The following is a 13,612-nucleotide window of genomic DNA, read 5'->3' on the forward strand; positions in this document are numbered from 1 at the left end:
CGACCGGACCGGGGTTCCTCTCGGCCCGTACGGCGACCGGGACCTCGGGGGTCATGCCTGGTCCCGCACGGTGAGGACGCACGCGTCGTCACGGTGGACGGCCCGGTCGCGGAGCAGCGTCCCGGCGATGACGTGAGCCGTGTGCCTGAGCAGCCCGGGGTAGGCGGCCAGGCTCCAGCGCTCGGTCAGCCCGTCGGAATGGAGGACCACCACGGCGTGCTGCGGCAGCTCGTACTCGAACTCCCTGAAGGTCCTCGCCTTGTGCCCCGCGATCCCGGGTACGGAGATCATCCCTTGCCGCCCCTCCGAATGGCAGATCCATCCCGAGATGTTCCCGATGCCGGAGTACCGTACCGAACCGGCCGCCCGGTCGACGCGCACGACCGCGACCGCGCCTCCCCGGGTGTGCGCCAGCGCCCGGTGCACCCGCTCCACGATCGAGATCGGGCCGGCGTCGACCACGTCGCGGAACACCTGTATCGCCTCTCGGGACGCGGCCGCCGCGGCGATCCCGTGGCCGAGGCCGTCGCAGACGATCGCCGTGACGGTCCTTCCATCGTCCTCGAAGGCGAACGCGTCACCACAGGCGATCTCGTCGCCCAGCGGGCGGTACAGGCCGCACACGCGGGACTCGGCCGGCGGGGCCTTCTTCGCCGTGAACTGCATGCTCAGCACGGTGCCCTGGCCGGGCCGTGAATAGATGTCGTAGGAGTCGGAGAGCCGGGTGATCGCCCCGAGCCCGATGCCCAGCGTGCCGGTGGTGGAGTAGCCGTCGCGGATGGGCTCGACCGTGTCGGCCATGCCGGGGCCGCTGTCGATCGAGATGACCTCGATCGTCGAGGGTGAGGACGGATGCGGGCGTACCAGCATGATGCCGGCGGTGGCGTGCTTGACGAGGTTGGAGGCGGCCTCGCTGACCGCCACGGCCACCTGGCCGACGTGTTCCTTGCTGAAGTTCCTGTCCTCGGCGAGCGCGGCGGCGATCCTGCGAGCGGAGCCGATCGCGCTCGCGTCCTCCATCGTGAGCCAGACGTCCTGCGGTGCGGAGGTCAACGGGTCCATTTCGTCACCGTCACGACTGTTCCCCGGCCCGGCTCGGATTCGAGTTCGAACTCGTCGACGAGACGCCGGCTGCCGCTCAGCCCGAGGCCGAGGCCGCTTCCGCTGCTCCACCCATCGGTGAGCGCGAGCTGGAGATCCGGGATGCCCGGGCCCTCGTCCTTGAACAGCAGTCGCACGCCGCGCCGTCCGCCGTTGTGCACCACCTCGATGCGTGCGTGCCCGCCACCGGCGTGGACGAGGGTGTTCCTGGCGAGCTCGCTCGCGGCGGTGACCACCTTCGTCTGGTCGATCAGGGAGAAGCCGAGCTTGATCGCGGTCGCGCGGACCTTCTGGCGGACCAGCACCACTTCGTCGTTGGAGGTGATGGCCAGCTCTTCCACGGCTTGTGACGTGGGGGGCTGGCTCACAGCCCGGCCGCTGAGAATGCCGCGGAGTGACGGCTCAGGAGCGCGATGCCCTTTTCGAGATCCAATGCCGTGCGCAGCCCGCCCAGGGAGAGCCCGAGCTCGACCAGAGTGATCGCCACGGCGGGACGCATGCCCACGACGATCGTCTCGGCGTCGAGCATGCGCGACATGCCCGCGATGGTCGACAGCATGCGCCCGACGAACGAGTCGACGATCTCGACCGCCGTGATGTCGATGATGACGCCGGCCGCGCTGGTCGCGACGACCCGCTCGGCGAGGTCCTCCTGGAGCGTCAGGACGGCCTGGTCGTCCAGATCGCCCTGGATCGAGACGAGCAGGATGTCGCCGATCTTGAGGATGGGGACGCGGTCCATCAGGCCTCCTCGGCCCGGACCGCCACGCGGGTCCGTTTCCTGGACGCGACCTCGACGCCGCTCTGCTTGAGGGTGTAGGCCAGGGCGTCGGCGAGCGTCGCCTTGGTGACGATGTCGCCGAACTCGATGCCGAGGGTGACGATCGTGTGGGCGATCTGAGGGCGGATGCCGGAGATGACGCAGCTTGCGCCCATGAGCCGGGCGGCCATCACCGTCTTGAGCAGGTGCTGGGCGACCTCGGTGTCGACCGCCGGCACGCCGGTGATGTCGATGACCGCGTACTCCGAGCCGGTGTCGACCAGGGTCTGGAGCAGTTTCTCCATGACGACCTGGGTGCGGGCCGAGTCGAGCGTGCCGACGAGGGGCACGGCCAGGATGCCGTCCCACAGTTTCACCACGGGGGTGGACAGCTCGAGGAGCTGCTCGGTCTGGTCGATGATGATCTTCTCGCGGGCCGTGGAGAAGGACTCGAAGGTGTAGAGCCCGAGGTCGTCGATGGTGCGGGACAACCAGATGAAGCCGCGCAGGCCGTCGACGTCGCCGTCGGCCTCCACCACCTCGTAGATGGCCTCCTTCAGCCCGAACACCGCGACGGCGGTCTCCCTGGGGGTGAAGCCCCGGCGGGCGCGGGAACGGGACAGCTCGGCGAGGAGGCCACGCAGCTCCGAGGCGCCATCGGCGCCATCGGCGCCGTCGAGCGATCGGAGGAAGGCGTGGTATATCTCTCGTAGCTCCTCGAGCGTGCCGACCTCGACCGCGCGTCCGCGAAGTGGCTCGTTGGAGATCTCCACCCAGCGCGTGAGGATACGCTCCTCGTTGGCGCGCAACAGCCCTTCGACGTGGTGCCTGCTGGTATTGTCCTGCACGGTCAAGACGGCTCCCGGACCCAACTTACGTTTGGCTAGCAAAGATGATGCTCTTCAGAGAGGTTACACTGAGCCACCTGAAGATCATCCCGCCTTGCGGGTGCGGGGCAACCACCCAGGCCGGGATGAACAGTGTGAAACGGTGTAGAACCGCGATGGCGTAGGGGAAACCTCGCAAAGGCGCAGGAAAACCACTGTGGCCCGCGAGGCTTGATTATTGCTACGATATGGAAACCCTGACACGACATTCTGGCGCTGGTTTCGCATGATGACGCGTGTGACTGCTGGTTCAGCAGGGGCTTGTCGGCACCGGGCGTTACCTGGGGGCAGATTCTCGAGTTGCCGGGGTGCGGATGCCTCAACACCAGACAGGGCAGACGAACCGGCGTTCTTCTCAATAACCCTGTACACCGAGCCGACCTGTGAAATAACGTAACTGAACTGAAATCGCCTGGCCAAGATCCGGGCGATACCGTCATCGCACACCAGTGCGGATGAGATCAGGAGACCCCCCAATGACGTCCGGAAACCGAGCGGACCCAGCGGGCGTGGCGCCCGGCTTGAGCTGGGCCGCGATGGCGTTCCCGGGTGCGTTCAGGGCCACTGGCGGGGCGGTGATGCCATGACGGTGCGGCTTCTCACCAACATCGGCCGGCTCTGGACCGGCAACGACGTCTGCAGCAACGCCGCGATCCTCGTGCACAACGACCGGATCGCCTGGGTCGGCCGTGCCGCCGACCTTCCGCAGAGCGTCCCTGGAGTCGTCGACGACATCGTCGACGTCGACCACGTCGAGAACCTCGGCGGCGCGCTCGTGACGCCCGGCCTCATCGACGCGCACACCCATCCGGTCTACGCGGGCAACCGCTGGGCCGAGATGGCCATGCGCTCCGGCGGCTCCACGCCGAGCGCGATCACCGCGGCCGGTGGAGGTATCGGCTCCACCGTCACGGTCACCCGCGGCACCGACCCGTGGACCTTGTGCAACGGGGTCAGGGAGCGGCTGCGCGAGTGGCTGCTCAACGGAACCACCACCGTCGAGGCCAAGACCGGATACCACCTCACCCGCGACGGCGAGCTGGCCGACGTGCGCCTGCTCCGTGAGCTCGAGAAAGAGCCCATGATGCCGCGCGTGCACGTCACGTTCCTCGCCGCCCACGTCGTGCCTCCGGAGTACTTCGGGCGGCAGCGCGACTACGTCGAGGCCGTCGGCTCCTGGTGCGCCGACGCCGCGGCCGCCGGAGCCGACAGCGTGGACGTCTACTGCGACGACGGTCACTTCACCACCGACGAGGCGCGCTGGGTGCTGGCCTCCGGCCGCAACGTCGGCCTGCTGCCCCGCATCCACGCCGGTGCCCACAAGCGCCGCGGCGCCGTCCAGCTCGCGGCCGAGCTCGGCTGCGCGTCCGCCGACCTGCTGCACAACACCGCCGACGAGGACATCGCGCTGCTCGCGAGGTACGGAGTGCCCGCGGTCGTCTGCCCGGGCACCGCCCTCCAGCAGGGCAACCTTCCTCCGGTCCGGCGGATGCTCGCCCAGGGCGTCACCGTCGCCCTCGGCAGCGACCACAACCCCGGGCACTGCGGCATCACCTCGATGTCGCTGGTGATCAGCCTCGCGGTGGCCGCGTTCGGCATCAGCGTCGGAGACGCCCTCCGCGCCGCCACGCTGGGCGGCGCGACCGTCCTCGGCGCTCCTGACCGCGGAGTGCTGGCTCCGGGCCGCCTGGCCGACATCGTCCAGTGGGACGCCGACCACGAAGGCGCCTTCGCCTGGGGCTTCGGCCTCAAACCCCGCCGCGTATGGCGCGGCGGCACCCCCGTCCAGTAACCCCGAGCGGGCCTCTACATGGCTCCGGCCCGATCGGGTGATCGCTGTGATCGTCCTTCTCGGCCGCCGGCACGCATGGACGAACGGTTTCGCCCTCTACGGGTAACCTTCGGTCATGTCGCAAGCGGTTGCCGTGGTCACCGATTCCACCGCCTACCTCGATCCCGAGGAGACCGAGCGGCTGGGCATCATCGTGATCCCCCTCCAAGTGGTGATCGGCGGCCGCACGCTGGACGACGTGGCCCAGATAGACGCTGAGGGGGTCGCCACGGCGCTCCGCGAGTGGTCCCCCGTCTCCACCTCCCGGCCGGCGCCCCAGCGCTTCGCCGACGCGTACGAGCTCGCCGCGGCCCGAGGAGCGACGAGCGTCGTGTCCGTCCACCTGTCCGGAGCGATGTCGGGCACGGTGGAATCGGCGCGGATCGCCGCCGAGGACGCCCTGATCCCGGTCACGATCGTCGACAGCCGGTCGCTGGCCATGGGGCTGGGCTTCCCGGTGCTCGCGGCGGCTGAGGCCGCTCGTAGCGGTGGCGACCGGACCGAGGTGGCGCAGGCCGCGCGGGCGTGCGCGGATGCGAGCCAGAGCTTCTTCTACGTGGACACCCTCGAACACCTTCGCCGGGGAGGCCGCATCGGAGCCGCGGCGAACCTCCTGGGATCCGCGCTGGCGATCAAGCCGCTGCTGCACATCACCCAGGGGACGATCGCGCCCCTCGAGAAGGTGCGCACCGCGAACAGGGCCATCGCCCGGCTCGAGGACCTCGCGGTACGGGCGGCGGGTGACGGGCCGGTCGACGTGGCGGTACACCACCTGATGGCCTCCGGCCGGGCCGGCCTGCTCGCGGACCACCTGTCGAAACGGATCCCCAACGTGGCGAGACTCCTGATCGTCGAGGTAGGCGCAGTCGTCGGCGTCCACGTAGGCCCCGGCATGCTAGGCGTCACCGTGACCCCCGCCCGCCCACAGTCCGTGTAACGCCCTTTGCACCATTCCTCCGCCGAGTAAATCCCCATCCCGCCCCTGGCCCAGCCAGCCAGCACGGACGCCACAAGCTGCGACGTTCCACGTAGCCGGGGCAGGCGTGAACTGCGTAGTGGCGGGTGGCTCGGTTTTCCACAGAGCCGCGTTCGGTCGTGAGGCGGCGGTTCAGACCTGCCTAATGTCTCGCTCGTGCGAACAACGGACAGGCCCCCGGAAAGCGACATCGGCGCGTCCCGGCTACGCGCTCTGACCCCATTAGGCGAGCCCTGGACGTCACATCGCCACGACGGGGCGCTAGGCCGGCGCGATACGGCAAGAACCACAACACCAGCCCCGAAACCGCCGTCAGAACCTGCGCCAAAGCCCGCCCCCAGGGCCCACCCAGCCGCCTTGCCACAGACTGGATCCCAAGCAGAGGGGCGGTGGTGGGCGGAGCCGGTGCCGGTGCCGGGAGCCGGTTCGGGGGGTGCGACCGATGAGACCGCCCCCCCACCCGCCTTGCCACATACTGGATCCCAAGCAGAGGGGCGGTGGTGGGCGGAGCCGGAGGCGGCGCCGGGAGCCGGTTCGGGGGGTGCAACCGATGAGACCGCCCCCGCTGGTCGCGTCCGCTGTGAACCGCTGCCCTACCGCTCTCTGCGCGCCCGGTTGAGCGACCGAGTGGGTGACCTCGTCGCCGAGCATGGCCCGTTGCTGGATCCCGGCCGCCCCGGTCTTCGCGTGCTGTTGGTTCTGGGCGTGCTGGCAGCCGTGGTCGGGGGTGTCTACGCATGGCGATCCCGGCCGCTCGCCGAGCCACTTGGACCGCCGATCCCCGTAGGCGGCGCACCGGCTACCGCGAACGGTCCATGGAATTCGGCCGGCGGGCCGAACTCTTTGGGAGGTGCACCGAACCCCGACAGTCGCCCGAACTCAGTCGGGGGTCTGAGCTCCGTGGGGGGTCTGAGCTCCGTGGGAGGCCTTGACTCCGTGGGGGGTCCGTGGAACTCCGTTGGCGGTCCCCTGAACCCCGCTGGTGGCCCGAGTTCTGTAAGCGGCCCGTCCCTTGGAGGCGCACCGATCGCCGGGAAGGGCTCCCCGCCATCGTCCGCTACGGCGATGTCCTCTTCGATCGCTCAGGTGATCGTGCATGTGACGGGTAAGGTCAAGAAGCCGGGCCTGATCACGCTACCGAGCGGATCGAGGGTGGCCGACGCCGTCACCGCTGCCGGTGGAGTCCGTGCCGGTGCGACCACAGGCGGGCTCAACCTCGCTCGCAGGCTGACCGACGGCGAGCAGATCGTCGTCGGAGCACCCCGAGGCCAGGTGCAGGGAAGTGTCAGCGCGCCGGAGCCCTCATCCGGTGAGACCGTGCTCGATCTGAACACCGCGACCCCGAGCCAACTGGAGACCCTGCCAGGCGTCGGAGAGGTGCTCGCCGCCCGCATCGCCGAGTTCCGCCAGACCCACTCGGGATTCCGGAGCATCGACCAACTCCGCGAGGTCACCGGCATCGGCGCGAGAAAATTCGCCGACCTGCGCGACAAGGTCCGCGTATGACGCCCCCTTCATATGTCGGGACGACACAAAATACGGATAAAGCAGACAATCCACATTCCACCATCTCGCAGCACAATGAAGATCAGCATCGTGCAGGTGGCGCCGTTGGTGCTGCGCCGTCCAGCGGAGATCGGGGGCAGTCTCTGCGGCTGGTGTTGCCGGCGTTGGGGGCGTGGGGTGCTGCAGTGGTGCTGCTTGGATGTTCCGCTTGGGTCGGTCTGATCACGGCTCTGGTGGCCTTGGGCGCCATGGCGACCATCGCACTTCTGCGTGGGCCCGTCCTGATGGCGAGGTGGTTCTCGGGAGGCGACGGGCGGAGTTCGGCGAGGGCGTGGAGAGATGGGACGTGGAGAGATGGGACGTGGAGAGGTAGGGGGCGGAGAGATGGGACGTGGAGAGGTAGGGGGCGGAGAGATGGGACGTGGAGAGGTAGGGGGCGGAGAGATGGGACGTGGAGAGGTAGGGGGCGGAGAGATAGGGCGTGGAGAGATGGGGCGTGGAGAGATGGGGCGTGGAGAGATGGGGCGTGGAGAGGTAAGGCGTGGAGAGATAGGGCGCTAAGAAGTTGGGCGTGGAGGAGTAGGGCGTGGAGGAGTAGGGCTTGGAGTAATGCGGTCCTGGCGGTACTTGGGAGTGTTGCCGCGGTTGCGGGGGCGGTGGCCTTCCGGGTCCATGCGACCAGTACGGGCCCGGTGGCCGAGCTCGCCGAGAGACGGGCGACGGTCACGGTCGAGATGACGCTGTCCGCTGATCCGAGGATCCTTCCCACTCGCCACGGCACCGTCCGGCGTAAGCGCGTGGTCGTGGAAGGCTCTGCCGAGCTCATCGAAGGGTCGGGAGCACGGTTCACGACCAGAGCGCCGGTGGTCGTGTTCGCCCAGGGCAACGACTGGGTCGGCCTGCTGCCCAGCCAGCGGATACGAGTCCGGGGCAGGCTGAGCCCCGCGGATCCCGGGCAGCTCACAGCCGGAGTCCTCCTGGTCAGAGGACCACCAGAAGTGCTCAGCGGTCCGTCCCTACCGCAACAGATCGCCGAGACCCTCCGCGCCGGGCTGAGACAGGCCGCGGGCGTGTTGCCGCCGGCCGAGCGAGGGCTGCTGCCAGGCCTGGTCGTCGGTGATCTGTCGCTCATGGACGAGCAGGTCAAGCACGACCTGAAGACGGCAGGCCTCAGTCACCTGACCGCCGTGTCAGGAGCCAATCTCGCCGTGATCGCCGGTGCGGTGATCGCCTTGTGCCGGGTGGCAGGGCTCCCTCTGTTCGTCCGGGCGGTCCTGGCGTTCCTGGCCATGCTGGCTTTCGCCGTGGTCGCCCGCCCATCGCCGAGCGTGCTCCGTGCCCTGGTGATGGGTTCGGTGGCCGCGGTGGCGCTCGGCACCGGGCGTTCCAGGGACGGCATCGCGGCCCTGTCGGTGACCGTGCTTGGGTTGATCCTGTTCGATCCCGCGCTGGCCGCGGAGTACGGCTTCGCACTGTCGGTCTTCGCGACCGGGGGCATCCTGGTCCTCGCGCCCAGGTGGCGTGACCGCATGGCGCGGCGGATGCCCCACTGGGCGGCCGAGGCGATAGCGGTTCCCTGTGCCGCCCAGGCCGCCGTGACGCCATTGCTCGTACTGATGTCCGGGGTGCTGGAGCCCGTAGCGATCCCGGCGAACCTGCTGGCCGGACCCGCCGTGGCTCCCGCGACGATCCTGGGCTTCGCCGCGACCGTGGTGGCGCCCGCCAGTGGAGAGGTCGCGCGGTGGCTGGTCCGTCCCGCCGGTTACGCCGTCGGCTGGATCATCTGGGTGGCACGGCAGGCCGCGAATCTGCCCGCGGCCACCCTGCCGTGGCCGGGAGGAACGATCGGCCTGCTCCTGCTCGCCATCACCGCCGTAGCCGGCTGGCTGCTGTTGCGCCGCGCGGCGTGGCGCCTGATCATGTGCGCCCTCGCGGCCGGGTTGCTCTTCGCCGCCCTGTTCGTACGGCCCGTCGTCGCATCGTGGCCGCCGCGAGGCTGGCTTCTCGTCTCCTGTGACATCGGGCAGGGGGACGCGATCGTCCTGTCCGCCGGTGGGGCACGAGCGGTGGTGATCGACGCTGGTCCCGATCCCGTGTCCATGGACCGCTGCCTCCGGACGCTCGGCATCAGGCAGGTGCCCCTGCTGATCCTCACCCATCCGCACTTCGACCATGTCGGCGGTCTCGACGGGGTGTTCCGGGGTCGGTCGGTGGGTGCCGTTGTGGTGAGCCCGGGTCATGAGCCGCGTCAGGAGAGCGCGAGGGTGTCCGCTGATATCAGTCGCCGCCATGTGCCCGAATGGGTCGCATCACCGGGCATGGTCTGGAATCTGGGTCCCGTTTCGCTGGGGGTTCTCGGGCCTGTGCCGGAGGCGGTGTCCGCTGGTCCGGGAGAGGGCTCGATGGCGAACAACGCCAGCATCGTGATCCACGCGCGATGGGCGACGGGCTCCGCACTGCTGTCCGGAGATGTCGAGATCGAGGCGCAGGCGGAGTTGCTACGGCAGGGCCTGCCGAGAGCCGACATCCTGAAGGTTCCCCATCATGGATCAGCGCGACAGGATCCCGACTTTCTCGCCGCCACAGGTGCCCGGGCCGCCCTGATCAGCGTCGGAGCGGACAACGACTACGGCCACCCCGCCCCGCTGACCCTGAACCGGCTTCGTGGCCTTGGCATGCGCGTCTACCGGACCGATCAAGGGGGTGATCTGGCAGTCGTAGCCGACCCCACCGGCCTATCAATCGTTCCCCGAGGCCACTGACCTCAAATCTCCCCCAACCTACGCATTCGCCGCACTGAGGCACTCAAGACCGGGAACTGAGCGGCCCGGGAACACGTCGGGGGTCCTTGCAGGGGCACTCATGGCTGGGAGTTCAGCGGTCCGGGTGCCTGCAGGGGCACTTCCGCGGACTGTCCGGCGGCCAGTTGGCGGTCTCCGATGCGTACCGGGAGCTCAGCGGCTTGGGTGCCTGAGGCTTTGCCTTTGGGGGGCCGGGAGCCTTGCGCTGGGAGGTCGACCGGGGGTGCCGGTGGAGGGTGTGCTGTGGCTTGGGCGCTTGTGGTGTAGGTCAGGTGGTCTTGTGGTTGGTGTGGAACTCGGTGTCGAGGTCGGCGGCGTAGACCGAACGGCGGCACGCGGCACAGCGGTACAGGATCGGACCGTCGTCGAGCAAGGTTCCGCAGCGGGGGCAGTTGTGGCGGTGCTGGTTCTTCATGGTGGATTTCACCTCCTCTTTCGGTCTTCGTTGCTTCCAGACTGGCCGAGGATACCTGCAGTTGGATTGCTGATGACTTGCAGTGTTACGGGCGATAGCGCAGGTGAGAGCTGGTGCCGCTGAGCTTGGGTTTCTATGTCCAAATCAATTCAGCCTGTACGAACGTCGACCGCCTGCGAATCTCGGCGATCGAGGTCCGGGGGTGTCTGAACGCGAATACGGGTCCCTCCTAAGAAGTACGCACAGAGGCCGGCACCCACCCCACCTGTGTGTTCAGCCCCCTCGGCCGTACAGGAGCGTCCGTCGGCCACGCGACCCCCTGAGGTGGAGCACCGCGCCGCATCGCGCGTGTATTCGCTCCTGTCGTCCGTTCCCGTGCTCGCGGATTCTGTTGCCAACGGAGGGCCGGCGCTCGGTTGTCGTTTGGGTGTTCGGACGTGGCATGCTGCTCGCATGGCGACGGATCCAGCACCTGTGACCCTGGTGATCGGCGACGAGGAGCTCCTCGCCGACCGCATGGTGAGCGCGTTGATCGCGGCGGCGCGTACGAGCGACCCGGACGCCCAGGTGCACGATCTGTTCGGCGGCAAGGTCGAGCCCGGTGAGCTGACCCGTCTGACATCCCCATCCTTGTTCGGCGACCGTGCCATCGTGGTGTTCCGGTCGGCGCAGGATCTCACCAAGGACCTGATCGCCGAAGTGGTCGCGTACACCAAGAGGCCGTCCGAGGATGCCGTGGTCATCCTCGTACATCCTGGCGGGGTGAAGGGCAAAGCCCTGGTCGATGGCGTCAAGAAGGCCGGAGCCGCCGTTCTCACGGTCACCAAACTGACGAAGGCGGGCGAACGGCTCGACTTCATCAAGAACGAGATGAGGAACTCCGGCCGCTCGATCAGTGCCGCCGCCGCCCAGGCGCTTCTCGACGCCGTCGGCAACGACCTGCGCGAGCTCGCCGCCGCGTGCAGCCAGCTCGCCTTCGACACGCCGGGGAAGGCGGTGGACGAGGCCGCGGTCGCGCGTTACCACCGGGGCCGCGCCGAGGTCAGCGGCTTCACTGTGGCCGACAAGGCGGTCGAGGGAAGGCTCGGGGAAGCGCTCGAACAGCTTCGATGGGCGCTCGGGACAGGGGTGGCGCCCGTGCTGATCGTCAGCGCGCTGGCGGGAGGGGTGCGGTCGCTGGCGAAGGTGGGCAGCGCCCCCCGGAACCTGCGCGGCGGGCAGCTCGCCAGTCACGTCGGCATGCCCCCATGGAAGATCGACCGGGTCAAGCGTCAGCTCAACGGCTGGGGTCCTGAGGGCATCGCCCAGGCCATACAGGCCGTCGCGGTCGCCGACGAGCAGGTCAAGGGCGGCGGCACCGACCCCGCGTACGCCCTGGAGCGCACCGTCCAGGTCATCGTCGCCAGCCGCACCGGACGCTGAACTCACATTCCTCTTCCGGAAAGGCTGCGTCGACAGGGGTGGCGCGTTTCTCCGGGAGATGATCGGTCCGGGCCGTGACCACCGTGGATCGGTGGTCAGGCGGGGGTGGGGACGGGGGTGAAGGCGCCGTCGTGGAGTTCTAGGACTCGGTCGGCGAGGGTTATCAGGCTGGGGTCGTGGGTGGCGACGAGGGCCGTGACGCCCTCGCTGCGGACCACGGCTCGCAGGAGCTGCATGATCTGCCGCCCCGTCTGCGAGTCGAGCTGGCCGGTCGGCTCGTCGGCGATCAGCAGCCGCGGCCGGTTGGCGAGCGCGCGGGCCACCGCGACGCGCTGCTGCTGCCCGCCGGAGAGCTCGTAGGGCCGCTGGTTCACGTGCTTCTCCAGCCCCACCATCGACAGCAGTATCTGGATACGCTCCTCGCGTTCGGCGACGGGCGTACGCGAGAGGCGCAGCGGCACGCCGACGTTCTCCGCCGCCGACAGCACCGGGATCAGCCCGAACGACTGGAAGATGAACCCGATGACGTCCCGCCGCAGCGCCAGGAGCCCTGACTCGGGCAGTTCGGTGACGGGATGCCCCGCCACGGTGACATGCCCGCTGTCGGGACGGTCGAGCCCGCCGACCTGGTTGAGCAGCGTCGTCTTGCCCGAGCCGGAGCGCCCGCGGATCGCGATCAGCTCGCCGGGGTACGCCTCGAAGGAGACGTCCCGCAGAGCGACGACCTCCTTGGGGCCACTCCGGTACACCTTCCGGAGCCGCTCGACGACGACCAGCGGCTTTCCGGCGTCACCCGTCCCGGCGGGGCCGGTGGCGTGCTGGGCGGGGTCGGTGGCGGGCTGAGGGTGGGTGACGTCCGTGGCCGGCGGCTTACCGGCCTGCTCGTTGCCGGTCGCAGCCGGTTGCCATGCCACGGCATTTGGCTGGGCCGGGCCGCCGGGGGTGTGGTTGCCGGGCTGGGTGTTCATTCCGTGTCCTCCGACCGTGCTTTGTCCGGCCATACACCGATGTGGTCCCTCTCGAGCTCCAGCCGCACCCGGCGTTCCATGTCCAGGGCGTTGGTGAAGTCCCTGGGCAGCTGGAGACGCCCCACGCGGTCCAGGACGGCGTACTCCTCGGCGATGATGTTGCCGTCGGAGGAGGCCCGGCGCAGGGTCTCGCTGCTGGTGCGCCCGTCCCGGATGCCGACGGTACGGTCGACCTGCTCCGACACCAGCGTGTCGTGCGTCACGACCACGCAGGTGACGCCGAGTTCCCTGTTGGCCTGGCGCAGCGCGGCGAAGACCTGTTCGGAGTTCTCGCTGTCCAGCTCGCCGGTCGGCTCGTCGGCCAGGATGACCTGGGGGGAGTTGGCCAGGGCGACCGCGATGGCCACCCGCTGCTGCTCGCCGCCGGAGATCTCGTTCGGCTTGCGCCCGGCGCAGTGGCCGACCCCGAGCAACTCCAGCAGTTCGTCCGCGCGGGACGTACGGGCGCGTTTGCCGGCAAGGCGTAGCGGCAGTTGCGCGTTCTCCCTGGCCGTGAGGTAGGGCAGCAGGTTGCGGGCGGTCTGCTGCCAGATGAACCCCACGACCTCGCGGCGGTAGCGCAGCCGATCCCTGGCGGTCATGGCCAGCAAATCCGTCCCGGCCACCCGGGCGACGCCGGCGGTGGGGACGTCGAGGCCGGACAGCACGTTGAGCAGCGTCGACTTGCCCGATCCGGACGCGCCGACGATGGCGATCAGCTCCCCCTTCTCGATCAGCAGGTCCAGGCCCTGGAGTGCCACCACCTCGACGCCCTCGGTCTTGTAGATGCGGACGAGGTTGTCGCACAGGATGTGCGCGTGCTCGCCGAAGGCCGGCCGCTCGTGTGTCGCTCGGGCCTCCAGCTCGGACAGGGTAGGTGTGTCCAGCTCGGTCGGTGTGTCCAAC

At 69.1% G+C, this 13,612-nt stretch carries 12 protein-coding genes; 5 read left to right on the forward strand and 7 right to left on the reverse strand.

Annotated features, from left to right (window positions below):
* Positions 1-51: 51 nt before the first annotated feature.
* The 4 genes from ABD810_RS17500 to ABD810_RS17515 are packed head-to-tail and all read right to left on the reverse strand — an operon-like array spanning position 52 to position 2,709.
* Positions 52-1,062 (reverse strand): ATP-binding protein, encoded by a 1,011-nt coding sequence (locus ABD810_RS17500; RefSeq protein ID WP_344940659.1) that lies wholly within the window; start codon positions 1,060-1,062, stop codon positions 52-54.
* A complete protein-coding gene (locus tag ABD810_RS17505; protein ID WP_344940662.1) occupies positions 1,050-1,442 on the reverse strand; it encodes an anti-sigma regulatory factor in 393 nt (130 codons plus the stop codon). The genes ABD810_RS17500 and ABD810_RS17505 overlap by 13 nt, the downstream gene beginning before the upstream one ends.
* 23 nt (positions 1,443-1,465) lie before the next feature.
* The gene (locus ABD810_RS17510) at positions 1,466-1,843 is read right to left on the reverse strand and encodes an STAS domain-containing protein (RefSeq protein ID WP_344940665.1); all 378 of its coding nucleotides are present in this window, start codon (positions 1,841-1,843) and stop codon (positions 1,466-1,468) included.
* On the reverse strand, positions 1,843-2,709 hold the full coding sequence (locus ABD810_RS17515) for an STAS domain-containing protein (protein WP_425566920.1): 867 nt from the start codon (positions 2,707-2,709) through the stop codon (positions 1,843-1,845). The genes ABD810_RS17510 and ABD810_RS17515 overlap by 1 nt, the downstream gene beginning before the upstream one ends.
* A gap of 622 nt (positions 2,710-3,331) precedes the next feature.
* Here ABD810_RS17515 and ABD810_RS17520 point away from each other — a divergent pair.
* The 4 genes from ABD810_RS17520 to ABD810_RS17535 all read left to right on the forward strand — a co-directional run bounded on the left by ABD810_RS17520 (position 3,332) and on the right by ABD810_RS17535 (position 9,823).
* Positions 3,332-4,540 (forward strand): amidohydrolase family protein, encoded by a 1,209-nt coding sequence (locus ABD810_RS17520; RefSeq protein ID WP_344940671.1) that lies wholly within the window; start codon positions 3,332-3,334, stop codon positions 4,538-4,540.
* 115 nt (positions 4,541-4,655) lie between these two features.
* Positions 4,656-5,516: a DegV family protein gene (locus ABD810_RS17525; RefSeq protein ID WP_344940674.1), complete on the forward strand. Its 861-nt coding sequence runs from the start codon at positions 4,656-4,658 to the stop codon at positions 5,514-5,516.
* A gap of 1,137 nt (positions 5,517-6,653) precedes the next feature.
* Positions 6,654-7,061, forward strand: a complete 408-nt coding sequence (locus ABD810_RS17530; protein WP_344940677.1) for a ComEA family DNA-binding protein — start codon at positions 6,654-6,656, stop codon at positions 7,059-7,061.
* A gap of 656 nt (positions 7,062-7,717) precedes the next feature.
* Positions 7,718-9,823 (forward strand): ComEC/Rec2 family competence protein, encoded by a 2,106-nt coding sequence (locus tag ABD810_RS17535; RefSeq protein ID WP_344940680.1) that lies wholly within the window; start codon positions 7,718-7,720, stop codon positions 9,821-9,823.
* 307 nt (positions 9,824-10,130) lie between these two features.
* On the opposite strand, the gene ABD810_RS17540 is transcribed toward ABD810_RS17535, so the two are convergent.
* On the reverse strand, positions 10,131-10,277 hold the full coding sequence (locus tag ABD810_RS17540) for a hypothetical protein (RefSeq protein WP_344940683.1): 147 nt from the start codon (positions 10,275-10,277) through the stop codon (positions 10,131-10,133).
* 453 nt (positions 10,278-10,730) lie between these two features.
* Between ABD810_RS17540 and holA the strand changes: the two genes are divergently transcribed.
* A complete protein-coding gene (gene holA, locus ABD810_RS17545; protein WP_344940687.1) occupies positions 10,731-11,699 on the forward strand; it encodes a DNA polymerase III subunit delta in 969 nt (322 codons plus the stop codon).
* Between the two features lie 95 nt (positions 11,700-11,794).
* On the opposite strand, the gene ABD810_RS17550 is transcribed toward holA, so the two are convergent.
* A complete protein-coding gene (locus tag ABD810_RS17550) occupies positions 11,795-12,667 on the reverse strand; it encodes an ABC transporter ATP-binding protein (RefSeq protein ID WP_344940690.1) in 873 nt (290 codons plus the stop codon).
* Complete coding sequence (locus ABD810_RS17555; RefSeq protein ID WP_344940693.1) at positions 12,664-13,611, reverse strand: ABC transporter ATP-binding protein; 948 nt, start codon at positions 13,609-13,611, stop codon at positions 12,664-12,666. The genes ABD810_RS17550 and ABD810_RS17555 overlap by 4 nt, the downstream gene beginning before the upstream one ends.
* Between the last annotated feature and the right edge of the window lies 1 nt (position 13,612).

The organism is Sphaerisporangium flaviroseum, from assembly GCF_039537005.1.
Lineage (GTDB): Bacteria > Actinomycetota > Actinomycetes > Streptosporangiales > Streptosporangiaceae > Sphaerisporangium > Sphaerisporangium flaviroseum.

What these genes read in the sequence shown, in the direction of transcription:
- ABD810_RS17520 (WP_344940671.1), top strand. Translation starts at nt 3,332, where the DNA reads ATGACGGTGCGGCTTCTCACCAACATCGGCCGGCTCTGGACCGGCAAC.
- ABD810_RS17500 (WP_344940659.1), bottom strand. Translation starts at nt 1,062, where the DNA reads ATGGACCCGTTGACCTCCGCACCGCAGGACGTCTGGCTCACGATGGAG.
- ABD810_RS17510 (WP_344940665.1), bottom strand. Translation starts at nt 1,843, where the DNA reads ATGGACCGCGTCCCCATCCTCAAGATCGGCGACATCCTGCTCGTCTCG.
- ABD810_RS17550 (WP_344940690.1), bottom strand. Translation starts at nt 12,667, where the DNA reads ATGAACACCCAGCCCGGCAACCACACCCCCGGCGGCCCGGCCCAGCCA.
- holA (WP_344940687.1), top strand. Translation starts at nt 10,731, where the DNA reads ATGGCGACGGATCCAGCACCTGTGACCCTGGTGATCGGCGACGAGGAG.
- ABD810_RS17525 (WP_344940674.1), top strand. Translation starts at nt 4,656, where the DNA reads ATGTCGCAAGCGGTTGCCGTGGTCACCGATTCCACCGCCTACCTCGAT.
- ABD810_RS17540 (WP_344940683.1), bottom strand. Translation starts at nt 10,277, where the DNA reads ATGAAGAACCAGCACCGCCACAACTGCCCCCGCTGCGGAACCTTGCTC.